General features: G+C 56.1%; 24 protein-coding genes. 22 read left to right on the plus strand and 2 right to left on the minus strand.

Translation table 11 applies throughout. The features are described from left to right. Positions 1-9: 9 nt before the first annotated feature. The 4 genes from KUC_RS18295 to murB are packed head-to-tail and all read left to right on the plus strand — an operon-like array spanning position 10 to position 2,609. The gene (locus KUC_RS18295) at positions 10-243 is read left to right on the plus strand and encodes a Trm112 family protein (protein WP_007114747.1); all 234 of its coding nucleotides are present in this window, start codon (positions 10-12) and stop codon (positions 241-243) included. Then, the gene (kdsB, locus tag KUC_RS18300; protein WP_007114748.1) at positions 243-1,031 is read left to right on the plus strand and encodes a 3-deoxy-manno-octulosonate cytidylyltransferase; all 789 of its coding nucleotides are present in this window, start codon (positions 243-245) and stop codon (positions 1,029-1,031) included. Before KUC_RS18295 ends, kdsB begins: the two co-directional genes overlap by 1 nt. A 50-nt stretch (positions 1,032-1,081) precedes the next feature. Beyond that, the gene (locus KUC_RS18305; RefSeq protein ID WP_007114749.1) at positions 1,082-1,546 is read left to right on the plus strand and encodes a low molecular weight protein-tyrosine-phosphatase; all 465 of its coding nucleotides are present in this window, start codon (positions 1,082-1,084) and stop codon (positions 1,544-1,546) included. Between the two features lie 25 nt (positions 1,547-1,571). Then, positions 1,572-2,609 (plus strand): UDP-N-acetylmuramate dehydrogenase, encoded by a 1,038-nt coding sequence (murB, locus tag KUC_RS18310; RefSeq protein WP_007114750.1) that lies wholly within the window; start codon positions 1,572-1,574, stop codon positions 2,607-2,609. A gap of 61 nt (positions 2,610-2,670) precedes the next feature. Here the strand turns inward: murB and rne are convergent, their stop codons facing one another. Continuing rightward, complete coding sequence (gene rne / locus KUC_RS18315) at positions 2,671-6,042, minus strand: ribonuclease E (protein ID WP_040481608.1); 3,372 nt, start codon at positions 6,040-6,042, stop codon at positions 2,671-2,673. A 729-nt stretch (positions 6,043-6,771) separates the two neighbouring features. On the opposite strand from rne, the gene KUC_RS18320 reads away from it, so the two are divergent. The 3 genes from KUC_RS18320 to sppA are packed head-to-tail and all read left to right on the plus strand — an operon-like array spanning position 6,772 to position 9,597. Beyond that, positions 6,772-7,725 (plus strand): RluA family pseudouridine synthase, encoded by a 954-nt coding sequence (locus KUC_RS18320; protein WP_007114752.1) that lies wholly within the window; start codon positions 6,772-6,774, stop codon positions 7,723-7,725. A 54-nt stretch (positions 7,726-7,779) separates the two neighbouring features. Continuing rightward, positions 7,780-8,424 carry an HAD family hydrolase gene (locus KUC_RS18325; protein ID WP_007114753.1) on the plus strand — a complete coding sequence of 215 codons (645 nt, stop codon included), beginning with the start codon at positions 7,780-7,782 and terminating at the stop codon, positions 8,422-8,424. Between the two features lie 9 nt (positions 8,425-8,433). After that, the gene (gene sppA / locus KUC_RS18330; RefSeq protein ID WP_007114754.1) at positions 8,434-9,597 is read left to right on the plus strand and encodes a signal peptide peptidase SppA; all 1,164 of its coding nucleotides are present in this window, start codon (positions 8,434-8,436) and stop codon (positions 9,595-9,597) included. Positions 9,598-9,664: 67 nt separating this feature from the next. Here the strand turns inward: sppA and KUC_RS18335 are convergent, their stop codons facing one another. After that, positions 9,665-10,243, minus strand: coding sequence for a Maf family protein (locus KUC_RS18335; RefSeq protein ID WP_007114755.1), 579 nt, complete (start codon positions 10,241-10,243; stop codon positions 9,665-9,667). A 272-nt stretch (positions 10,244-10,515) separates the two neighbouring features. On the opposite strand from KUC_RS18335, the gene KUC_RS18340 reads away from it, so the two are divergent. The 15 genes from KUC_RS18340 to KUC_RS18410 all read left to right on the plus strand — a co-directional run bounded on the left by KUC_RS18340 (position 10,516) and on the right by KUC_RS18410 (position 23,653). Next, positions 10,516-11,046 (plus strand): YceD family protein, encoded by a 531-nt coding sequence (locus KUC_RS18340; RefSeq protein ID WP_040481610.1) that lies wholly within the window; start codon positions 10,516-10,518, stop codon positions 11,044-11,046. A gap of 35 nt (positions 11,047-11,081) precedes the next feature. Further along, positions 11,082-11,252, plus strand: coding sequence for a 50S ribosomal protein L32 (gene rpmF, locus KUC_RS18345; protein ID WP_007114757.1), 171 nt, complete (start codon positions 11,082-11,084; stop codon positions 11,250-11,252). Positions 11,253-11,294: 42 nt separating this feature from the next. Then, positions 11,295-12,344 (plus strand): phosphate acyltransferase PlsX, encoded by a 1,050-nt coding sequence (plsX, locus tag KUC_RS18350; protein WP_007114758.1) that lies wholly within the window; start codon positions 11,295-11,297, stop codon positions 12,342-12,344. Positions 12,345-12,456: 112 nt separating this feature from the next. After that, positions 12,457-13,416 carry an ACP S-malonyltransferase gene (gene fabD, locus KUC_RS18355; protein WP_040481612.1) on the plus strand — a complete coding sequence of 320 codons (960 nt, stop codon included), beginning with the start codon at positions 12,457-12,459 and terminating at the stop codon, positions 13,414-13,416. Between the two features lie 58 nt (positions 13,417-13,474). Beyond that, positions 13,475-14,218, plus strand: coding sequence for a 3-oxoacyl-ACP reductase FabG (gene fabG / locus KUC_RS18360; protein WP_007114760.1), 744 nt, complete (start codon positions 13,475-13,477; stop codon positions 14,216-14,218). Between the two features lie 124 nt (positions 14,219-14,342). Further along, the gene (acpP, locus tag KUC_RS18365; RefSeq protein ID WP_040481615.1) at positions 14,343-14,576 is read left to right on the plus strand and encodes an acyl carrier protein; all 234 of its coding nucleotides are present in this window, start codon (positions 14,343-14,345) and stop codon (positions 14,574-14,576) included. Positions 14,577-14,767: 191 nt separating this feature from the next. After that, on the plus strand, positions 14,768-16,006 hold the full coding sequence (gene fabF, locus KUC_RS18370; protein ID WP_040481617.1) for a beta-ketoacyl-ACP synthase II: 1,239 nt from the start codon (positions 14,768-14,770) through the stop codon (positions 16,004-16,006). A gap of 6 nt (positions 16,007-16,012) precedes the next feature. Beyond that, positions 16,013-16,825, plus strand: coding sequence for an aminodeoxychorismate lyase (gene pabC / locus KUC_RS18375; protein WP_007114763.1), 813 nt, complete (start codon positions 16,013-16,015; stop codon positions 16,823-16,825). Between the two features lie 63 nt (positions 16,826-16,888). After that, positions 16,889-17,899 (plus strand): endolytic transglycosylase MltG, encoded by a 1,011-nt coding sequence (mltG, locus tag KUC_RS18380; protein WP_040481620.1) that lies wholly within the window; start codon positions 16,889-16,891, stop codon positions 17,897-17,899. Positions 17,900-17,930: 31 nt separating this feature from the next. Continuing rightward, positions 17,931-18,584, plus strand: coding sequence for a dTMP kinase (gene tmk, locus KUC_RS18385; protein ID WP_176459029.1), 654 nt, complete (start codon positions 17,931-17,933; stop codon positions 18,582-18,584). Continuing rightward, positions 18,575-19,561, plus strand: coding sequence for a DNA polymerase III subunit delta' (locus KUC_RS18390; protein WP_007114766.1), 987 nt, complete (start codon positions 18,575-18,577; stop codon positions 19,559-19,561). The genes tmk and KUC_RS18390 overlap by 10 nt, the downstream gene beginning before the upstream one ends. A 59-nt stretch (positions 19,562-19,620) precedes the next feature. Beyond that, positions 19,621-19,956, plus strand: a complete 336-nt coding sequence (locus KUC_RS18395) for a PilZ domain-containing protein (RefSeq protein WP_007114767.1) — start codon at positions 19,621-19,623, stop codon at positions 19,954-19,956. Between the two features lie 45 nt (positions 19,957-20,001). After that, positions 20,002-20,832 (plus strand): TatD family hydrolase, encoded by an 831-nt coding sequence (locus tag KUC_RS18400; protein ID WP_007114768.1) that lies wholly within the window; start codon positions 20,002-20,004, stop codon positions 20,830-20,832. Between the two features lie 38 nt (positions 20,833-20,870). Continuing rightward, positions 20,871-21,443: a DUF1285 domain-containing protein gene (locus KUC_RS18405; RefSeq protein ID WP_040481622.1), complete on the plus strand. Its 573-nt coding sequence runs from the start codon at positions 20,871-20,873 to the stop codon at positions 21,441-21,443. Beyond that, positions 21,440-23,653 carry an ATP-dependent helicase gene (locus KUC_RS18410; protein WP_007114770.1) on the plus strand — a complete coding sequence of 738 codons (2,214 nt, stop codon included), beginning with the start codon at positions 21,440-21,442 and terminating at the stop codon, positions 23,651-23,653. The genes KUC_RS18405 and KUC_RS18410 overlap by 4 nt, the downstream gene beginning before the upstream one ends. The last annotated feature ends 66 nt before the right edge of the window (positions 23,654-23,719 follow it).

Here is a 23,719-nt window from a genome sequence, read left to right on the forward strand (position 1 = left end):
GATACGCGCATGGATAAGGAGCTGCTGGCAATGCTGGTCTGCCCGTTGTGTAACGGCAAGCTGAAATATGATCGCGAAGCTCAAGAGCTGCGCTGCCACTATGATGGCTTGGCCTATCCGATCCAAGAGGGCATTCCGGTGATGTTGCCGGAAGAGGCTCGCGTCATGGATGCCGATGAAAAACTGCACACGTCACCAGGGCGCTCTCCAGGACGTTCTCAAGAGCGTTCAGGAGACGCTTAATGGCCGTCTTTGATGACATGGCAGATTTCAAGGTGCCTGACTTCACAGTCGTCGTTCCCGCGCGCTATGGCTCCACCCGGTTACCCGGCAAGCCGCTACTTGAGATTGCTGGAGAGCCGATGGTTGCTCACGTATGGCGTCGCGCTTGCCAAAGCCACGCCAGCCGAGTGGTCATAGCGACAGACGATAGTCGCATTTGTGATGCTATGCTGCCTTACGGCGCCGAAGTGATCATGACCCGCGACGATCACCCATCGGGCACTGACCGCTTAGCCGAGGTAGCTGATATTTTGGCGTTGACGGATGATGCGCTGCTGGTGAATGTGCAGGGCGACGAGCCGCTGATTCCCCCAGCGCTAATCGACCAGGTGGCTCTGCGCTTAGCCGATGACCCCGATGCATCGATAGCAACGCTTGCGGAGCCTATCAATGATGTGGACACGCTGTTTAATCCCAACGTGGTTAAGGTGGTGCGTACGCTACAGGGGCGAGCGCTATATTTCTCACGGGCACCGATACCCTGGGATCGTGAGGAGTTCAAAGTGCCGCCGACCATGCTGGCAACTGATGCCTGGCTGCGCCATATCGGCCTGTATGCGTATCGTGCCGGTTTTCTAGCGGCCTACCGTGACTGGCCGGCCTCAAGCCTTGAGCAGCTTGAACAGCTCGAACAGCTGCGTGCGCTGCAGAACGGCCACGTGATTCAGGTGGCGTTGGCCTGCGAAGTAAACCCTACCGGTGTTGATACGGCCGAAGATCTAGCGCGGGTGCGGGCGCTGCTGGCCTAGCCCAGTCGCTAATGACGAGTGACGCTAATGAGTCGTTAAGGAGCGCTGCTGTGAAAGTATTATTTGTATGTTTAGGAAATATTTGCCGCTCACCCACCGCCGAAGGTGTCTTTCGTCGTGCTCTTGAGCAAGCTGGGATGGCCGATGAGGTTGAAATAGACTCCTGCGGCGTCGGCAGTTGGCATGTGGGCAAAGCGCCGGACGCGCGAGCCCAGCAGGCAGCCCTGCTTCGCGGTATCGATTTAAGCGGACTGCGTGCCCGCCAGCTAAACGAGCAGGATTTCCGTGAATTCGACTACGTGCTGGGCATGGATCAAGACAATTTACGCGCCATGCGCGACCTGAAACCCGCCAATAGCCAGGCGCATGTTGGGCTGTTTTTGGATTTTGCTGGTACCCCCGGTGCTGAAGTGCCAGATCCTTACTATGGTGGTGATGAGGGGTTTGAGAACGTGCTGAATATGATTGAAGCTGCATCAGAAGGGCTGATTCGACAACTCAAGCGAGAGTTGTAATGGGGCTGATGGTGTGGCTGTAAAGATGAATATTATCAGCAATGTCGACTTATCTTGCGCAAACACGCTTCGGCTTCCCTGCCAGGCAGAGCGCTTTGCGGCGCCCACGACATTAACAGCCTTACGCCAAACACTAGCGCAGGCTTGCTGCGAGGAGTGGCCGGTCACACTGCTGGGTGGCGGTAGTAATGTGTTGCTGCCGGAAACGCTCCCAGGGCTGGTGGTGCGGCCTGCGTTGAACCAGTGGTGGCTGTTCACTGATCAGTTAGGTGGGCAGCAAGAGCAAGTGTTTGCCCATGTGGGAGCGGGGGTTAGTTGGCACGCCCTGGTAATGGCGACTGCTGCACGTGGCCTGTGGGGCATTGAAAATCTGGCGCTGATCCCCGGCAGTTGTGGTGCCGCGCCGGTGCAGAATATTGGCGCCTACGGCGTTGAACTTGCCGATACGCTGCTAGCGGTGCAGGTAATGGAGCTTGCCACAGGGAGGGTTGAGTGGTTAAACGCCCAGCAGTGCGCTTTTGGTTACCGTGACAGTATATTTAAAGGCGCATTGGCGGGTAGTGTGGTGATCACTCAGTTGGTGTTGCGTTTGTCGCGCACGCCAGCGCCTCGGCTTGGCTACGGCGATCTCGCCGCACGATTAGCGAGCTCTTCTCTCACGCCCACGCCCACGCCCTTGGCCGTCGCCGAAGCGGTATGCGCAATTCGGCGCGAGAAGTTGCCCGACCCGCAGGTGCTTGCCAATGCGGGGAGCTTCTTCAAGAATCCCCTGGTGGCTGATGCGCAGGCAGCGGAGTTGCTGCATCAATATCCCGCGATGCCCCATTTCCCCCAGAGGGGAGGGCAAACAAAGCTGGCGGCGGGTTGGTTAATCGACCAGTGTGGCTTGAAAGGGATGCGCGATGGCGCCTTCGGGGTACACCAGCATCAAGCGCTGGTACTGGTGCACTTTGGTGGCGGTGATCGCCAGGGGCTGATGAAAACAGCCAACTATATTGCAGCCCAAGTAGACACACGCTTTGGGGTACGGTTAGAACCTGAACCGAGGTTAGTTAATCCCTAGTATCACTAACGCAAAAACCCCGCCGAAGCGGGGTTTTTTGTGCTTGCAACACGCGACCGAATTACTCGGAGTGGGTGTCTTGCTGAGCCTGTTTGCGCTTCTCACGCGGGTCATTGTGAGCTCTTGTACGACGACGACGCGGTTTGGGCGCTTCTTCAGTTGCAATATCTTCAGTTGGCGCTTCGCTGGTGACTGGCTGAGGCTCTGCTTCAGCCGAAGGGGCTTCAGTCGCTCCTAGATCGCCGCTATTCTTTTCAGCGCTATTCGCTTCAGCGCTACTCTCTTCAACGCTCTTTGGCTCATCACCTTTTTCTGCTGCGTCTTGCTTCTTCTCGCTGCTGGACTGCTCTTCAGATGAAGGGTCTGCGGCGACATTCTCAGAGACGCTTGGAATTGCTGCTTCCTGGCCAGTCTCCTGGGCGTTAGTTGACGCTTCAGGCTGACGCTCGTCGCTGCTTTGATCCGTATCAGCATTATTGAAAGGCGCAGGGGAGGCGGCCTCTTCTACAGTTGCTGCTGGATCGACAGCATCGGCCACAGGCAGTTCGATGGCACTGGACTGACTATCGTCAGTTTGCTCAGCCTTGGCAGGCTCTGAGTTGGCCTCGGATGCTTCTGGTGTCACATCAGTTGGCGCTGGTTTGGCCACGCGCTCATCTGATTGGGGCCCGGTTGTTTCCCCCTCTGTCGTTTCCACCTCGGTCGTTTCAGCCAGATTCGCATCAGCGGCTGGTGCTGTCTGCTCCGCGCTATCAATAGCTGTTTCTTGTGCTGCCTCTGGTGCCGCTTTAGGCTGACGGCGCTGGTGCGTTGACTTGCTCGCTTTAGCGTTCTCTGCCACGGGCTGGTCGGCGGTCGTTGCGTCGTCCGCTTGCTCTGGCTCCGGCTTAGTCTCGGGCTCACTCTTAGCGTTGGGCTCAGGCGCATCGGCTGGCGGCGCTGGCGCAGCGGTGTGACTGTCCGATGCCGATTCTGGGGCAGTCAGTGCGTCACTTGTCGCTGCTTTAGCCACCTGTGCCTGCTCTTCTGTGGCAGGAGCTTCGCTCGGCTCTTGAGTTGCTGCTGGCGCTTCATCCTGAACTTCAGCCTGCAGTTTTAACTGCTCAGCTTCTGCCTGGGGATTAATCGCCTGGGTGCGTGTGCGGTTACGCGGGTTGTTACGCGTGCGCTTCGGCTTGCCGTCGTCTTGCTTAGTCTCAGAGTTTTTAGTCTCAGAGTTCTTGGCCGCTTCATCGCGCTGACTGTCGCTGCTTTTTTCACCACCGCTATCGCGACGGGGTTCTTTCTTTGCTGCATTTTTGCCGTTGTTGCTCTCTTTAGAGGCGTCTTTTAACGCGCTATCTTTGCCAGGGCTATCAGTCTGGGACTCTTTGCGAGAAGCTTTGTTGGCTGGTTCTTGCCCGTTTGCATCGTCTTGCTGGGGGTGGCGACGGCGGTTGCGGGTACGACTGGGGCCGTTGCGCTTATCGCTATTGTCGTCACTGGCAGGGCGCGCCGTACTGCTGCGCTGCTCGGTTTTTTGGTCAGCTTTTTGTTCGCCTTTTTGTTCAGTTCTGGCGTTGCTGTCGCCACGCGACGACTTCTGCCGCGACTCGTTGCTGCGCTGATGGGTTTTGCGCTCGCTCGGCTTGCGTGGCGCCGGGGTTTCAACCTTGGGCTCAGGCGTGGCTTCGGCACTGCTTTCGTCGCTACCTAGTAGCTTGGCGAAACCACGCATAAAGCGACCAATGACGCTGGGTTGCTCGCTGGTCGCCGGTGCTGCTTTGGCCACGGGGGCTGGAGCAGCGTCAGGCGCTTTCTCTTCAGTTTGCAGCGAAGCCGGTGCTGGGGCGTTATGGGTGACGCTTTTTACGGCCGCTTCTGCTCGCATAGCGGGCGGCACAAAGCTGGGTGTCGGCTCTTTGCCTACTTCGGTATCGGTCGACAGTTCAAAGCTCGATAGGTTTTGGGTGTCATCCTCGTCCAAATGGTCATCGCGCAGGCGTTGGACGTCGTAGTGGGGCGTATCCATTTCAGGATTAGGCAGCAGCACGACGCGAACGTTCTGACGCGACTCAAGATCAGCTAACACGCTGCGCTTTTCATTGAGCAGGTAAGTGGCCACCGGCACCGGCAGAATGGCGCGAATTTGGGAGCTATTCTCTTTCATGGCCTCTTCTTCGATCAGGCGCATGATAGAGAGCGACAGCGAGCGCACGTCACGAATGGTGCCCTGACCATTACAGCGCGGGCAAACCACACCACTGGTTTCACCCAGCGAGGGGCGCAGGCGCTGACGGGACATCTCCATCAGGCCGAAGCGTGAGATACGGCCAATCTGTACCCGCGCACGATCCAGCTTTAGGGCATCTCGCATGCGGTTTTCAACTTCACGCTGGTTGCGCGCCGGGCCCATGTCGATAAAGTCGATCACCACCAGGCCGCCGATATCGCGCAGGCGTAGCTGGCGAGCAATTTCGTCGGCGGCTTCGGAGTTAGTCTGTAGTGCAGTCTCTTCAATGTCGCTGCCGCGTGTGGCGCGGGCGGAGTTGATATCGATAGAGACTAGCGCTTCGGTGTGATCGATCACAATCGAGCCGCCAGAAGGTAACTTCACTTCGCGCTGATAGGCGGTTTCGATTTGCGATTCGATCTGGAAGCGCGAGAACAGCGGTACTTCGTCCGCGTAGAGTTTGATCTTTTGCTGATACGAAGGCATTACTTGACGGATAAACGCCAGCGCTTCGGCATGAATCTCAGGGCTATCGATCAATACTTCGCCAATGTCCTGGCGTAGATAGTCGCGCATCGCGCGGATGATGACATTAGATTCACGATAGATCAGGAACGGAGCAGGGCGCTTGGCGGCTTCGGTAGTAATCGACTCCCACACTTGAACCAGATAATCCAAGTCCCACTGCAGCTCTTCCGGGTTACGGCCGATGCCAGCAGTGCGCACGATCAAGCCCATTTTATCCGGTACGGTCAGTTGACCCATGGCATCTTTGAGCTGGCTGCGTTCATCGCCTTCAATGCGGCGCGAAATGCCTCCCGCACGCGGATTATTGGGCATCAATACCAAAAAGCGGCCAGCCAAGCTAACGAAAGTGGTCAGCGCGGCGCCTTTATTGCCTCGCTCCTCTTTATCGACCTGGACGATGACCTCTTGGCCCTCTTTAAGCACTTCTTTAATGCTCGGGCGCCCGGAAACGTCTTTGACAAAGTACTCGCGGGAAATTTCTTTAAGGGGCAAGAAACCGTGGCGATCCGCACCGTAATCGACAAAAGCGGCTTCCAGAGAGGGCTCAACACGGGTGATTTTGCCGCGATAGATGTTGGCTTTTTTCTGTTCTCTTGCGCCGGATTCGATATCTAAATCGTAAAGGCGTTGTCCATCAACTAAAGCGACGCGCAGCTCTTCGGGCTGGGTCGCATTGATAAGCATCCGTTTCATAGTGTCTCGCATAGCGTTGCGTGCCGGCGAACTGCCTATTGGGTGACGTAGGCGAATCGCTGGGTGCTGCGTGCTTGTGCTCGGCGCATTGCAATGCTGACGCGTCAAGCCGGGAAGGCGTGATCGCCAACCCGGCTAATAGGGCGTTGAGTACGTGGCGGAGGCAGGACGTGTTCCGGTGGCTGTCACGTCCATCCGGCCCTGCTGACACCGCCAACACCTGGCATTCATCGATTCACCAACGCCGGCCACCGGCACAGCGTTGAACTTTTCGCCCGGAGTCAGTCAGCACCTTGTGACGAATAAGGAGGAGCTGCTCAGGGCGTGGCGTTGTTTAGTTACTGCCTGCCGTTGAGGGCTAGGCTTACTTTCATCTGCCGGCATATAAAACGGGCGGCAGAGATACTGCATTTTTCAGATCAGCTTTCGATACTGGAAAAACGGGCAATGCGTACACTGGTGCCGTTTTTGTGTTCAGGCCTGCGTGTTAGACGGGCAGGCGCATTAACCAAGCTCAGCGGTGATGCTCTCTGCTAACAAATTTAATTAATTAGCTATCGATCAGCTAGTCACTAGCGCTAGACGAGAAAGCTTTCTGCGCTTAGCTGGTGAACAATCTCGAATATAACAGTAAAGACAACGACCAGCAATTGACGCAATGCCCTTGGGTCTACGCTAGAATGCCGTTTTTAAGCTGATGTCACAGAATCACAGCAGGAGTAAGCGGTAATGTCCGAAGGGCGTGAAGTGCAGTGGGTGGATATCGCCCCGGAGCAAGCAGGGCAGCGAATTGATAATTTTCTCATGACGCGTCTTAAAGGTGCGCCTCGCGCGCTTATCTATCGCATCGTGCGTAAAGGAGAAGTGCGCGTTAATAAAAAGCGTGTGAAGGTCGATTATCGTTTGCAGGCTGGCGATTTAGTACGCGTTCCGCCGCTGCGTTTGGCGCCTCGCGAAGCGGTGAAGGAAGTCAGTGATAATTTGCGCGACCTGCTGGTAGGTAGCGTTATTATGGAAGGCCCTGATTGGATGGTGCTTAACAAACCCTCTGGTTTGGCGGTGCATGGTGGCAGCGGGGTTAAAATTGGTTTAATAGAAGCGCTGCGCCAGGTGCGCGATGATCTGAGCTTCCTAGAGCTGGTTCACCGCTTGGATCGCGATACGTCTGGCTGTTTACTGCTCGCCAAATCTCGCGATGCGTTGGTGACCCTTAACGAGTCGCTGAAAAAGCATGGCATGGATAAGCGTTATCTGGCCCTGGTTAGCGGGCGTTGGCCAGCGCGTAAAACCTATGAAAGTGCGCGTTTGGATCGCTTTGATGCGGGCAATGGTGAGCGGCGGGTAAGGGTGGATCCTAATGGTAAAGTGTCGCGTACCCATTTTTCGGTGGTCGAAACCTTCGAAAAAGTAACGCTGATAGAGGCTGAGCCGGTCACCGGGCGAACACACCAAATTCGCGTTCATGCTGCCCACGCCGGGCATGCTCTGTTAGGTGACGACAAGTACGCTACCCGCGAAAGCGGTTTTCTCACCAAGCAGCTGGGCTTGGGTCGGTTGTTTTTGCATGCGCGGGCGTTGACCTTTCCAGAGCCTGGTAATGGACGTCCAGTCACCGTTAAAGCGCCACTGCCAGAGGCCTTGGAGGAGACGCTTAAGCGTGCCCGCCAAAATGCCCTTCGCTGATATGGCCTTATAAAGAGAGTCCTTCAACAACGTGTCCTTGAGCAAGGAGTTGCCATGCAGTACGAGCTGATTATATTTGATTGGGACGGCACCCTAATGGATTCCGTGCCACGTATTGTGTCCTGCATGCAGGCGGCCGCTGTGGAATCCGAGTGGGGCGAGCTTTCAGCGGCTGAGGTGGAAGATATTATTGGCCTGGGGCTGCCCGAGGCGATTGCACAACTTTGCCCAGGTATTTTACCTGCCCAGGCTGAGCGGCTTCGTGAGCGTTACGCGCACCACTTTGTGCAGGCTGACGCCACACCGATGGCTTTTTTTGGCGGTGTTGAAGCGCAAATTGCGCGTTTGCGTGGGCGTGAGCAGCAGCGTTTAGCGGTGGCGACAGGCAAAAGCCGCCGTGGTTTGGATCGCATTTTTGCTGAAACAGGCAGCGGTGGGTGGTTTCATGCCAGCCGTACTGCGGATGAAACCCGCTCAAAGCCTCACCCGCAAATGCTTTCTGAACTGTTAATAGAGCTTGAAGTGCCCGTAGAGAGGGCGGTGATGGTCGGCGATACCGAGTACGACCTTGAAATGGCTCGTGCAATCGGTATGGATCGCGTGGGAGTCAGTTACGGGGTTCACGCGCCGGAACGCTTGGCATTGAGCCGCCCGAAGTGGATTGCCGATAGCATCGACGAGCTTTTTGATCGGTTATAAGGATATTTTATGAGTGACGATCCAACCCGCCCAGGCGGTACTCAAGATGGTCATGACGGCCTGGCCGATGGCTACCGTCGTAACGACGCTGACCGTAATGACTCGGTTAATGGCGACCAGCGCAACGAGTTAAACAAAGATCCATGGACCGAGGGGTCAGAGCTGCCGCCCGGTAAGGGGGCTCAGCAATCATCTGGGGCGCTAGGCGACGATGCTGAAACCCTGCGCGAACGCCAGCGGCTAGCACAGTTAGAAATGATGGATCACTGGATAGGTGGCGTCTTAACCGAACAACGACGTAACCGTCGCTGGAAGCTGTTTTTCCGCTTGATGTTTCTTGCTGTTGTGTTGGTTGCGCTGTTTGCCGCGCTTTATAGTCTGTTCTGGGGTTCGCCGAGTGCCACAGCACCCACTCAGCGTCACTTAGGCATCGTTGAGGTTAATGGGGTGATTGCTAGCGATTCGCCAGCCAATGCGGAGCGCATCATCCTAGGGTTAAATCGTGCCTGGGAGGCGGAAAGCGCTGCTGCTGTGGTGCTGCATATTAATAGTCCTGGTGGTAGTCCGGTGCAGTCTCAGCGGATTTATGCGGAAATCATGCGCCTGCGCGGGCAGGGCGATAAACCGATTATCGCGGTGATTGAAGATGTCGGTGCCAGCGGTGCTTATTATATCGCGGCGGCGGCGGACGAGATTGTTGCGTCGCCGGTGAGCCTGGTGGGCTCGATTGGTGTTATCTACGCAGGTTTTGGTTTTGAAGAGGCGTTAGAGCGTATCGGCGTTGAGCGCCGTGTGCTTACGGCAGGGGAGAATAAAGCGTTTTTAGATCCATTCCAGCCGCTGGATGACGAAGATGAGCAGTTTTGGCAGGGTGTGCTGAGTCAAACCCATCGCCAGTTTATCGATGATGTGCGCGCCGGTCGCGGTGAAAGGCTCAGCGATAGCTCTGAAATTTTCTCCGGCCTGATCTGGAGTGGCGAGCAGAGCATCGAGCTAGGCTTGGTCGATCAGTTGGGTAGCCTTGAACAGTTGGCTCGCGACCAGGTAGGCGGCACTCACTGGGTGGACTATACGCCGAGCCTTGATCCGTTTGAGCGCTTCACAAGGCGTTTTACCCAGGTTGTCGCCGAGGTGATGGGCGTGAATGCGCCCAATACCCCGCTGCGCTTTTAGGCTATACCTGAAAACTAGCCTGCCTACGCTTGCTGTCTTTTCAGATGAGCCCTCATGCCGCCATTGATCATAAAGAGGTGCCAAGCGGGTCTAGGCCTGCTTGGCGAAGCATATCGCAGAGCGCAATTAGCGGAAGTCCAATCAAGGCGTTGGGATCACGGCCTTCCAGTTTTTCAAACAGCGCAATGCCTAGGCCTTCCATTCGAAAACTGCCTGCGCTATCTAGCGGCTGTTCTTTGGCGACATAGTTTTCGATCTCTTGCGTGCTGAGAGTACGAAACACTACCTCGAAGGGTTCGACGTGCACTTGATGGCGTTGCTGACGAGTATCCAGTAGCGCTAAACCGGTCAGAAAGGTGACGCGCTGACCAGAGAAACGAGCAAGATTGGCGCACGCTCTTTCGGCGCTATGCGGTTTGCCAAGAATGTCGCCTTCAAATACCGCCACCTGGTCAGAGCCTATAATGCAGTGGTTGGGAAATTGGTGCGCAACGGCGTTGGCTTTGCCAAGCGCTAGACGATGCACCAGGGCGTGGGGCGTTTCGCCACTATGGGGCGTTTCATCAATATCCGGTGAATGGCATTGATAGGGAAGTTGCAGGCGATCCAGCAGCTCGCGACGCCAGCGTGAACTGGAGGCAAGCACCAGTCCTGTAGTTGATGACTGAGTAGTTGATAACTGAGCAGTTGATGACTGGGTGCTCGATGGCTCGGTCATGGATGATGGGGTCACAGTAAAACTCCTGGCTACGTGGTTACGCTAGTGCAACATCAAAGGAGTAGAGTGTAGCGAAAGCTGCTAAACGTGCCTATGTTGGCTGTTTATGGAGGCCTGCTTTGTTTATTTATTGAGGAGACTATGAAAAATATACCGTCAGCTTTGACACCAGCAGGGGGAGTGCCTATCATTGCGCGCCTATGTTGACCTCACAACTCCCCAGTCGGGTGGAGCCTTATAAGCTCGCAGCCCGCCACGAACGAATCGAAGGCTTGGTAGCGCTTGATAAGCTGCCACGTCTTGCCGAAGAAGCGGGTGTCCAAACCGGCGACTGTCATGTCGTGCTTGAGTTTGGCGTCGATGCTCAAGGCCGTCGTGAAATTCGTGGCCACTTGCAAGCGACGTTGGCGCTTGCCTGCCGACGCTGCCTAGTGCCGCTGCCGAAAGAGGTGAGTAGTGACTTTCTGCTTGGAATGGTCACTGATGAAGCCTTAGCGGCCGAGTTGCCTGCTAGTCATGAACCGGTGCTGGTGGAAAAGGAACAGCTGGATCTTCTGACGGTGGTTGAGGATGAGTTGATTCTCAGTCTGCCCCAGGTGGTCTATCACGATGAAGCCGAATGTCATGTCTCGGCGGAGCAGCTGGTCAGCAAAACAGAAGGCGCGGCGTCAGAAACAACGCCAGCGACGAACCCTTTCGCGGTGCTGAATGTCTTGAAAGGCAAAAAATAAGCACCCTTTACCTTAATACCTTGGAGTAAACACCCATGGCAGTTCAACAGAACCGTAAAACTCGTTCCAAGCGCGGCATGCGTCGCAGCCACGATGCGCTGACCGCTCCGACGCTGTCTCAGGACAAAGAAACGGGTACGACCCACCTGCGTCACCACGTTTCTCCAGACGGTTTCTACCGTGGTCGTAAAGTGGTTGAGGTATAAGCCTCAATTGCATTGATAAGCGGCTAAACGGATCAGTGCGGTATGCGCTTAGCGATTGATGTTATGGGGGGTGACCAAGGCCCTCGTGCGATTATCGCAGGCTCCGCAAAGGCAGTGGTGGAATGCCCCAGTCTTGAACTGATTTTGTTTGGCCCGCGTCAGCAGATTATTGCTGAGTTTTCGCGCTTGCCGCAGCCTCTGGCTGCGGCAACGTCACGTTTGGTGGTGCGTGATGCGCCCGATAGTGTGATGCCGGGGTCAACGGCTGCCTGGGCGTTGCGGAGAGGCCACGCGACGAGCATGGTGCGCATGCTGCAATGTGTCGCCGATGGCGAAGCGGTTGCCGGTGTAAGTGCAGGCAATACAGGGGCGCTTGTTGCCTTGGCAAGGCGCGAGCTGGGCATGGTCGAGGGGATTTCTCGACCGGCGATCAGTACGGCGATTCCAGCACGCCAAGGGCGCCGCTGTTATCTGCTGGACTTAGGTGCCAACGTGGATTCTCCTGCCCATCGACTGGTCGATTTTGCGCTGATGGGGGCGGCGATGGCACAGTGTGTCGATGGCACCGCTGTTCCGCGTGTAGCGCTACTCAATGTTGGCGCAGAAGCCACCAAAGGGAGTGTTAGCGTACGTGAGGCTGACCGTCTGCTCCGTGAGTATGCCAGTGGTAGTGCCTTCGACTATCAGGGCTATGCTGAAGGTGGCGATCTGTTCAAGGGCCAGCTAGATGTGGTGGTGTGTGATGGCTTTGTGGGCAATGCTGTCCTCAAGGCAAGCGAAGGCTTGACGAGTATGTTGGTTGAGCGCGTGCAGATGGCATTTGAATCGCGCCTAAGCGGTCGTTTGGCAAGCCTACTGGCCAAACCTGTGTTAAAGCACTTAAAGCAAGAGCTTGATCCCGTACGTTACAACGGGGCCAGTTTATTGGGGCTGCGCGGTATCGTAGTGAAAAGTCACGGCAGTACTCATGCCGATGGGTTTTACTACGCAATTCGGCGTGCCTTGACGGAAGTAGAACATAACTTACCTGCGCGGATCGCAGGCCGCTGGCGTGCACCATCAAGTGAAAGTGATGGCGCACGCCAGCCATGATTAGATAATAAATAGCTATTTTTTTGCGGGTTTATAGGTGGCATCAGGATGTGCCCATAATCTCGCCTATCGCTCATATGAGCAAATGCCTACAAGAGCAAAGGTGAACGACATGTCTCAACCCCTTGCCCTCATTTTTCCCGGGCAAGGCTCTCAGCAGCTTGGAATGCTGCGAGAGCTTGCCGAGCGCTACAGTGTGGTGGGAACGACATTTGAGGAAGCGTCAAATGCCTTGGGCTACGATTTGTGGAAAGTCGTCCAAGAAGGCCCTGAACAGGCGCTTAATGCAACCGCCTGCACCCAGCCTGCGCTACTCTCTGCAAGCGTCGCTATTTGGCGCGTGTGGCAAGAGTTAGAAGGGCCGCGACCAACTGTCATGGCGGGCCATAGCCTGGGCGAATACAGTGCTATGGTGTGCGCAGGCGTCATGAGCTTTGCTGAGGGTGTCAACTTAGTGCGCCTACGCGGAGAAGCCATGCAGGAAGCGGTGCCCGCAGGTCAAGGCGGCATGGCTGCTATCCTGGGTCTAGCGGACGATGTGGTTGAAGCCGCCTGTGAGAAGGCTGCCCAGGGCGACGTTGTTTCAGCGGTCAACTACAATTCCCCTGGCCAAGTGGTAATTGCAGGTTCTAAAGTGGCCGTTGAGCGAGCGATAGTTGCCTGCCAGGAGGCCGGTGCCAGGCGCGCCATGGCATTGCCGGTTTCCGTGCCCTCGCACTGCGCGCTGATGCGTCCTGCCGCTGAGCGACTGTCAGAGGCTATGCAAACGATTGAGCTGCGGACGCCGCGCTATACGGTGATCCAAAATGTCGATGCCCAAGCCCATGCCGATACCGCGACATTGAGCACGCGACTAATCGAACAGCTCTATCAGCCAGTGCGCTGGAGCGCCTGCGTTGAGGCAATGGCGGGTCAAGGCGTGGAGATATTTATTGAGTGCGGGCCAGGAAAGGTGTTGACTGGCCTCAATAAGCGTATCGTGAAGGGTAGCAAAGGATTGGCGGTGAATGATCCTGATAGCCTGGAGGCTGCGCTTGAGCTGGCGCGTGAAACGTTGGCTGATAAGGCGTGACCAAGGAGTGTTTTATTTCGCTATCCTTGCTTGATTACACGGTTAGAGGCAGAACGTTATGACGCAAGAGAGTAGAGTTGCTCTGGTAACAGGGGCGAGTCGCGGTATAGGGCAAGCCATTGCTCGCGAGCTGGGACGCCAAGGCCGTATTGTAATTGGTACTGCGACCAGCGAGTCAGGTGCTGAGAAAATTGATGCCGATTTGAAAGAGCACGGTTTTCAGGGGGCCGGTCTATGTCTTAATGTGACCGACCAAGCCAGCATCGATAGCGTGTTGAAAACCATCACAGAGCGCTTTGGTGCGCCGACTATTTTGGTCAACAACGCTGGCATCACCCGTGATAATTTGCTGATGCGCATGAAAGAAGATGAATGGGACTCCGTCATGGATACCAACTTGAAATCTGTCTATCGTGTTAGCAAGGCGTGTTTGCGGGGTATGACCAAGGCGCGTTTTGGACGTATTGTGTCGATCAGTTCTGTAGTGGCAACCATGGGCAACCTGGGCCAAACTAACTATGCTGCAGCTAAGGCCGGTATGGAAGGTTTTAGCCGCGCCCTAGCACGTGAGGTCTCCTCTCGTGCGATTACGGTCAATGCGGTGGCGCCGGGCTTTATTGCCACCGACATGACGGAGGCACTACCTGAAGCACAGCACGAAATGTTGCTTAAACAAATTCCACTGTCCCGTTTAGGGGCGCCGGAAGAGATCGCCGCCGCAGTGGGCTTTTTGACCAGTGATGCAGCCGGTTATATCACTGGCGAGACGCTTCACGTCAATGGCGGCATGAATATGCGTTGATGGCCTTGGGTTTGGCGGTTGCGTCGACCCAAGGGCGTCTATAAACTACCCCGCAGCTTTTGGCTTGCGGTTTCCAAATAGCTGGTTATCAAAAACGGCTAATGTGAACGACTGGAGTACGTTAATGAGTACTATTGAAGAGCGCGTGAAGAAAGTTGTAGCAGAGCGCCTGAACGTTAAAGAAGAAGACATCCAAAACAGCTCTTCTTTTACAGAAGACTTGGGTGCTGATTCGCTCGACACCGTTGAGCTGGTAATGGCTTTGGAAGAGGAATTCGATACTGAAATTCCCGATGAAGAAGCTGAGAAGATCACCACGGTTCAAGAAGCCATCAACTACGTGAACGCCCACCAGTAAGGGCTGCGTCGATGCATCGAACCAGGGTGGGGTGCTAACCACCCGCTTTAAGAGCCGTCCTTTCCCAGGACGGCTTTTTGCTTTGCAGCCACAATGCTTATAACGTTCAATCTCCGTTATACTGTTGACCAAATTTAAGCAGCAAATGACCCAAGTGGGTCGCGTCACCATGGATGCCTGGAGGAAAGCTGATGGCACGGAAAAGGGTAGTGGTAACTGGGTTAGGCCTGGTGACCCCAGTGGGAAATAGCGTAGATGAGTCGTGGGCCAACATTGTTGCCGGTAAAAGCGGTATTACGCCTATTGAGCATTTTGATACCAGCGGTTTTAACACCCGCTTTGGTGGATCAATTAAGAACTTTGATATTAGTCCGTATCTGAATCCTAAAGATGCCCGGAAGATGGATCTATTCATTCAGTACGGTATGGCAGCAGGCGCCCAGGCGGTAGAAGATTCCGGCATTGAATGCACGGAAGAGAATGCCGACCGTATCGGTGTGGCGATCGGCTCTGGCATTGGTGGCCTACCCATGATTGAGCATAACCACAACGCACTGAACAAAGGCGGTGCTCGCAAGGTGTCGCCATTCTTTGTGCCGGGCTCCATCATTAATATGATTTCGGGAAACATGGCGATTCAGCACGGCTTCAGAGGGCCGAATATTGCCATTACCACCGCTTGCACAACGGGTACCCATAATATCGGTTACAGCGCTCGCACCATCGCCTATGGCGATGCGGACGTTATGGTCTGTGGCGGTGCTGAAATGGCCACTACGCCGCTAGGCCTAGGTGGCTTCTCTGCTGCTCGCGCGCTCTCTACACGTAATGATGATCCGGAAGCGGCAAGCCGTCCCTGGGATGCTGAACGTGATGGTTTTGTGTTATCCGACGGTGCTGGTGTGCTGGTGCTTGAAGAGTATGAGCACGCCAAGGCACGTGGTGCCAACATCTACGCAGAACTGGTGGGCTTTGGTATGAGCGATGACGCTTATCACATGACGTCGCCGCCGGAAGATGGGCGTGGCGCAGCGCTTTCTATGCGCAATGCGATCAAAGATGCCCAGGTTGACGTCTCTGCGGTTCACTATGTCAACGCCCATGGCACCTCCACCGCGGCAGGCGATCTGGCAGAAAGCCGTGCCATTGAGAACGTCCTGGGTGGCGCTGCCAACAGCGTGGCAGTGAGCTCCACCAAGTCAATGATTGGTCACCTGTTGGGTGCCGCCGGTGCGGTAGAGGCAGTGTTCAGCATCCTGGCTATTCGTGATCAGATCGCGCCGCCCACGATTAATCTGGATAATCCGCAGGAAGGTTGCAACCTGGACTACGTGCCTCATACCGCAAGGGATATGCGCATTGATATGGCGCTTTCAAACTCCTTCGGCTTTGGTGGTACCAACGGCTCGCTGCTGTTTAAGAAGGTGTAGCTAGCGATGCTGCCGCCTAGGTTATCGGATGATCAATCTGTGCCGTTTGATGATCGTGGGCTGGCGTATGGGGATGGCCTCTTTGAAACAGTGCTGTTGCGTGCGGGAAAGCCAGTGCTGTGGCGCTATCACACGGCACGCCTTGCGCAAGGCTGTCATCGCCTGGGGATACCGTCACCTTGCCAGGAGGCGCTTGACGCTACTTGGCAGGGCGCCCCCACCGCTGAATTCGAAGTGCTTAAGCTCATACTGACGCGGGGCAGTGGCGGGCGTGGCTACGCCCAGCCCGATCAGATAACACCGCGTCTGCTCAGCCGTCGAACGCCGTTTCAACCATCGGTTGAGCGCTGGCAGAAGGGGGTGACGGTACGCCTTTGCGACTTGCAGCTTGCCCGTCAGCCCCGGTTGGCAGGTATCAAGCACTTAAATCGACTAGAAAACATATTGGCCCGCCAAGAGTGGAACGATGCCGCTATTGCCGAAGGTGTGCTGGCCGATAATGAAGGTCTTGTCGTAGAAGCCACCAGCATGAATGTTTTTTGGCAGCGGGCGGGAGAGGTGTTAACGCCTCAGCTTGACCAGTGCGGCGTGGCTGGAACGCTGCGCGCTGCATTGCTTGAACACGGTGCCGTCGCTCAGGCTTCGCTTGAGCTTCATCAACTCGCGGATGTCGAACGACTTTGGGTAGCAAACTCTGTCCAGGGTGTATGGCCAGTGACTGAACTACTCGCAGCGGATGGCTCGTTGTTGCAGCGCTGGCCCTTAAGTCAGCCTGATCCGTTTCAGCGCTTGGCGCATCAGCTATTGGGTGTTGCTTAAACGCCAGTGTTGGTTTGGATATCGCTGGTTTGGATATCGCCCGGTAATTTTTTTAGAGGTGTCATGGTGAAACGGTTATTAACCGCTTTATTGGTGTTAGTGGTAGTCGGTGCTGCAGGAGCAGCAGGCGGTTATTTCTATTGGCAGAGCCGATTAGAGGCACCGCTCTCACTCGATGAGCCAATGCTTTACCAAGTGCCGTCTGGTGCGGGCTTTAATCAGGTAGTGGCGCAATTGGAAGAGCAGGGCGTGCTGGAAGATGCTTGGGCGTTTCGCTTGCTAGCGCGGGTCGAGCCGGAACGCGTGCCGAGGTTGCGTACCGGCGAGTATCAGCTGTTGCCGAATATGAGCGGTCTTGAAATGATGGCACTGTTAGGCAGCAATAAGGTGGTTACCTACTCGCTGACCATTCCAGAGGGATGGTCTTTTCGACAGATGCGCGAGTTGCTCGATGCCGCACCGAAACTCGACCATCGCACTGCGGAGTTGAGCGATGCAGAGGTGATGACGCTACTCGACCGAGAAGACACCTTCCCAGAAGGCTGGTTCTTTCCCGATACCTATCGCTATCACCTGGGTATGAGTGACGTCGATATCCTGCGTCAATCATTGGAGCGGATGGAGCGCATCCTTGAAGAGGTATGGGAAGAGCGCGCGGAAGACCTCACCATTGACTCCCCCTACGAGGCGCTGATCATGGCCTCCTTGATCGAGCGGGAAACCGGGGCGCCAGAGGAGCGGCGCGAAATTGCTGGCGTGTTTAAGCGCCGTATGGAGCAGGGCATGCGCCTGCAAACCGACCCGACGATTATTTATGGCATGGGCGAGCGTTACGAAGGGCGGATTACCCGTGCCGATATACGCGAGGCCACGCCTTATAACACTTACGTGATTGACGGGATGCCGCCCACACCGATTGCCATGCCGGGGCGCGCCTCGTTAGAAGCGGCAGTGAATCCATTACCTGGCGAGACGCTCTATTTTGTTGCCCGTGGTGATGGCACGCACCACTTCTCGCGTACGCTGCGAGAGCATAACAATGCCGTTAATCGCTATATCCGCAACCGAGAATAGCCATGACTGATCACCACTTTAAGGGAGCATGATGAGTAAGCGTGGACGCTTCATTACGCTGGAAGGCGGCGAAGGGGTGGGAAAGTCCACCAATGTGGGCTTTGTCGCCGAGTGTTTGGAAGCCGAGGGGCTGGAAGTGGTGCGTACCCGCGAGCCAGGCGGTACCGCGCGTGGCGAAGCTATTCGCGCACTGCTACTGGATCCTGTCCCCCAAGAGCCGCTGCATGTAGACGCTGAACTGCTGTTAATGTTTGCCGCGCGGGCGCAGCACCTGGCGGAAAAGATACTCCCCGCCTTGGCAAGAGGGGCGTGGGTAGTGTGCGATCGCTTTACCGATGCCACTTTTGCCTATCAGGGCGGCGGGCGGGGCATTGCCAAGGAGCGTATCGCCGTACTGGAAGATTTTGTTCAGCAGGGGCTCTCGCCGGATTTAACCCTACTGCTCGATATGCCCAAAGAGGCTGCAAAGCAGCGTCTAGAGTCGCGCCTGCGTGATCGCCAAGAGCAGCGGGATCGCTTCGAGCAGGAGCAGGCTGATTTTTTTCAGGCCGTGCGTGATGGCTACTTGGCGCGAGCGGAAGAAGCACCCGAGCGCTTTGCGGTGATCGATGCCCAGCACGCGCTGGACGAGGTACAAACGCAAATTCGTCAAACCCTGCTCACACGGGTCGCGGCATGGCGTTAACCGGCGTAATGCCGTGGCATCAAGCCACTTGGCAGCATTTAACCCGCTTGGCTGATAGTGGGCGTATGCCTCATGCACTGCTTATTCATGGCGCTCACGGCGTAGGTAAGCAGCAGTTGGCGGAGGCGTTAATTGCGCGAACGCTATGCGCCTCGCCCGCTGACCAAGCCTGTGGCCACTGCCATAGCTGCGCGATGCTGGCATCGGGGTATCACCCGGATCTATTGCGAGTCTCGCCGGAAGAGGGGAAGCGCCAAATCCGCATTGACCCGATTCGCGAGGTTAATCGCTTTGTTTCGCAAACAGCCCAGCAGGGTGGTTACCGGGTGATTGTGATTTCACCCGCCGAAGCAATGAACGTTGCCGCCGCCAATGCGCTACTCAAAAGCCTTGAGGAACCCGGTGAGAAAACGCTGTTTATTCTGCTTTCAGACGTGCCCTCGCGGATGCTGGCGACGATCCGCTCACGCTGCCAGCAGTGGTCACTGGCGAGCGTTGCCTTTGAGGCGTGTCGCGGTTGGTTGATTGAGCAGTTGGGTAGCTTGGATGAAGCCTACTTCTGGTGGCAGGTGGCGGGCGGGTTGCCGCTGCTTGCAGTGGAGTTGGCCGCACCGGAAGAACGCGCCCTGCGCCACCAGATTCACGATAGTTTTGAGCAGCTAGTGCGTGGTTCCGAGCCCGTTTCAGAGGCGGCCCGGCTGGATCGCCAGGCGATTGATGCCATCTTGTGGTACGGTATCGCCTGGCTGGAAGACCTGATTCGGCTAGGCTTATCTGGGGAGGCGGCGGTATTGCATAATCCCGATTTAGAGCCGCTCTATCGCCAAGCAGTCAAAAATGGTCGCGTTCAGGACTGGTTTCGCCTGCTCGATTATGCCCGTGAACAGCGGCGGTTATTGGCGGTAGGGGCAAACCCGAATCCCCAGTTAGTGCTTGAGGCGTGGTTAGTCCGCTGGGCGGCACTGCTGCGTTCATAGCGGCATTAACACTCTTTCCCCCGGCTGTTGTTTTCTCAAGACAGTGCAGCGAGGTTGTCATGGCCGCTCAGAAAGCGCTTTCTCTTACCGTTCCAGATGTGCCGACACTGCTTTCCGCGTACATGCCTTTTCTGGATCATGGGGGTATTTTTGTACCCACTCAGACCCATTATGTCCTTGGTCAGCAAGTGTTTTTACTGCTCACGTTACCGGGTGAAAGCGAACGTCTTTCAGTCACCGGTCAGGTGGTCTGGGTATCGCCGGAGGGGGTGAGTGGCCGCCGTATGCCCGGCATTGGCCTGCACTTCAGCCAGCAAGATTACCCGGTGCGTGACCGCATCGAGACGCTGCTTGCCGGTCAATTGGATAAAGCAGCCCCGTCGTTTACGCTTTAAATCAGACTATAAGACGCTTATAGCCCACTCGTTGTCGAGATCTGCATGTTTGTTGATTCACACTGTCATTTAGACCGTTTATCCGACCAGACCCATGGCGGCGATATCGCCGCCACCCTGGCTGCCGCTCGTGCTGCTCACGTCAGCCAATTTCTTGCTGTGTCGGTGACGTTAGAGGATATGCCGCAGTTGGCGGCCATTGCCCGTGCCCATCACGATGTGGCGATCTCCGCTGGGTTACACCCGTTATACAGCGTTGAACGCGAGCCCAGCGTTGCGGATATTAAAGAGGCCGCTGAACAGTATGGCGCCGTAGCGATTGGCGAAACCGGCTTGGATTACCACTACCGCGACAGCGTACCTGTAGAGATTCAGCATGAGCGCTTCAGGCGGCATTTGATCGCGGCGCAAGAGCTGGAGCTGCCGGTGATTATTCATACCCGCGAAGCCAAAGAGGAAACCCTGGCGCTGCTGCGTGAATATAGCGACCCTCGCGTAGGTGGTGTATTACACTGTTTTACAGAAGACTTGGCGATGGCCCGTGAGGCGGTGAGGCTGGGGTTTTATATTTCGCTGTCGGGCATTATTACGTTTCGCAATGCCGCTCCGCTGCGCGAACTTGCTTGCCAACTGCCGCTGGATCGCCTGCTGATTGAAACCGATAGTCCTTATCTGGCGCCCGTGCCCCATCGCGGCAAACCCAACGAGCCAGCCTGGGTGGTGCCAGTGGCAGAGTGCATCGCTGAACAGCGGGGTATTAGTGTTGATGAAGTGGCCATGCAAACCACCGCCAACTTTTATCAGCTCTTTCGTGCCGCCGCGCCGGACGCCCCGGAGCACGTTAAACAGGGGCTGGCAAACGCTGGGCTTTTATAGCGAATACGCCTTGAATACCGATAAGCGAGGTGGGCGATATGAATATTGATCGATTGCTCCAGCAAGGTAGCGGAGACGAGGAGCGCGCTGGTGCTATTCCACCGCTCGATCAGTGGCACCCAGCGCTCTCTGGCGATATGAATATCTTTATTCACGCAGACGGTAGCTGGTCGCACGAAGGCCAGCCGTTTGCCCGCCCCAAAGTGGCGCGCCTATTGGCAACGCTGCTGCGACTTGATGACGAGGGTTACTGCCTGGTGACGCCGGTGGAACGCTGGCGGATAAAGGTCGAAGACCTGCCGCTGGTCGCTGTAGAAGCTGATTTTCGTGACGGTGCCTGGTGGTTTACCACTCAGTTTGACGATGTTGTTCGCTTAGATGCCGAGCATCCACTTTTAATAACGTTAACTCCCCAAGGCGAAGCGGTGCCGCAACTGCCGGTACGTTTTGGCCTGGCTGCACGCCTGCATCGTAATGTCTATTACCAACTGGTTGAGGCCGCAGAAGCCCGTGAGTTAGGCAGTGGCAAGAGTGAACTTGGACTAACGAGTGACGGGCAGTGGTTTGCGCTGGGTCAGCTTGATGATGAATTACTTGGCGAGGCGCCGTGAAGTTAACCGCTGAACAGCAGGCTGTTGTCAATCACCAAGCGGGTCATGCGCGGGTGGCGGCAGTGGCCGGGGCAGGTAAAACCACCACCATGGCCGCCAGGGTACTGCATCTGTTGGCCAGCGGCGTAGCGCCAAAGCGCATCCTGGTGCTGATGTTTAACCGCTCCGCCAAGGATGATTTTCAACGCCGGTTAGCGTCTATGGCTCCCGCTGGGCAGCCGTTGCCAGATGTGCGTACTTTTCACTCCCTGGGGCACCGATTGACCCAAAGCTTATGCCGCTGGGGCGCACTTGCGCCGCGTCAGCTATTATCCGCGGATTGGCAGCTGGAAAGGTTGCTTCGCCAAGCGAGTCTCAATGTACTGCGTGATTCAGTTGAGCGCCGGGATGCAGCTTTGGAAGGGGATCGGCTAGAAACCTTAGCCCACTTCTGCGGCTTGGTTAAAGCAGAAATGATCACCCCGGAAGCGCTCTATGAGCGGCTGAATTTTGACCCCGATACCGACTATTTCCCAGTGGCGTTTGCCGAAGCAGAGAGGCTATTGGCGACGGAAGGTGTGATGACCTATGCCGATCTGCTCTATCGTCCTTTGTTGGCTTTAGAGGGAGATAGTGCCCTGCGTGGTCGCGTCGAAGGGTTTCTTGATCATGTTATTATTGACGAGTATCAGGATATTAATGCCGCTCAGCAGCGCCTTTTGTCCGTGTTGGTGGGCTCTCGTGCCGAGGTAATGGCAGTTGGCGATGCCAACCAGTGTATTTATGAGTGGCGCGGCGCCAAACCCGACACCATGCTGGAAAATTTTACCGCCACCTTTGGCGAGGCGACCGACTACCCGCTATCGACTACGTTTCGTCATGGTCATGCCTTAGCGCTCGCTGCTAATCATGCTATTGCCGCTAATCAGCGTCGTCCCAACCAGCTGTGTCTGGCAGCGGCCAATAACCCGGAAACGCGGGTTTCAGTCGGGCAGGGGAGTCGATTATTACTTGATGCGTTGATGGATTGGCAGGCCCAGGGGCGAGCGTATAACGAGGCCAGCCTGCTGGTGCGTAGCTGGGCGCTATCGGTGCCGTTTCAACTGGCGCTGTTACAAGCAGGGATCCCGTTTCGGCTTCAGCGCGAAGATCGTTTTGTTTTTCGCCTGCCGTTGGTGCAGGCTCTGGCGGGCTATTTAAAGCTGTCGCGTCGTCCTGACCTTCTTCGCGACCCGCAGCAACTATTATTGCTGCTTTCACAACCTACCCCCTTCGTTGCCCGTGAGCGGCTACAGCATTTAGCCCAACAGCTGGCCACTGACCAGCAGTGGCCCGAACGGCATGACCCCATATTAACAACGTTAAAGCCGATCCAGCGGCGCACACTTAAAAAACGCTGGGTGTTACTTTGTGAGCTTCCACAGCTAAGTGCGTGGCCACCCGCCAAGCTGCTCAGGCATGTGGTGGAAAGCATAGAGGCGGAAAAAACGCTTAAGCGTGCGGCAGCAAGGCGGGACAAAGGCGAAGAGGATGTTCGCTTACTCGACGTGCTGATTGAACAGGCGCAAAGCGTGCAGGACCCAGATGCTTTTATCGAGCTACTTGAACGCCCGGTAGAAAACCAGGCGGGCGGCGTGTTGATTAGCACCGTTCACGGTGCCAAAGGGCTTGAGTGGCCACTGGTTGCGGTGGCCGGGGTTAATGAAGAAGACTTTCCCCACTACAGCCGCGATAACCCGCTCAGCGATGAACGCCTTGAAGAGGAGCGGCGGCTGTTCTATGTGGCCATCACTCGTGCCCAAGAACAGCTATTAGTGCTCCACGATGGGGGCGTACACCGGCCTAGTCGCTTTATTGCCGAATGCGCCTGGCAGGATAGCATGCGGGTAGCCTCCTGCTTGGCCAGTGCAAGCGCGCCAGCGGCTTCTCTGCAAGTGACATCAGTGGGCCTGGTTGAGCGCTATCTGGCGCGCCTTGGCCGCAATGATATTGTGCTTGCGGCGGCGCAGGTTGAAGAAGCCAAGGCAGGTTATTCGGGGGATACCCATTTTTACCCTGGTCAGCGACTTATTCATGCAGTGTTTGGTGAGGGCGAAGTGGCAGCGGTAGAGGGAAGTGCCAGCGACCCAGTGATTGATGTGCGCTTTGATCAGGCAGGGCGAAGGCGTCTGATTGCCCGCCGGGCGCCCATTGAAGTGTTGGAAAGCCAGCAAAGCGGCATACTTTCATAGCATTTGAAGAAAGGCGTTACGGCTAGCTATAGCCGTAACGTCTACTCAGCGGCCACTATCTACGCG

The sequence above is a fragment of the Vreelandella boliviensis LC1 genome (assembly GCF_000236035.1).
GTDB classification, from domain to species: Bacteria; Pseudomonadota; Gammaproteobacteria; order Pseudomonadales; family Halomonadaceae; genus Vreelandella; species Vreelandella boliviensis.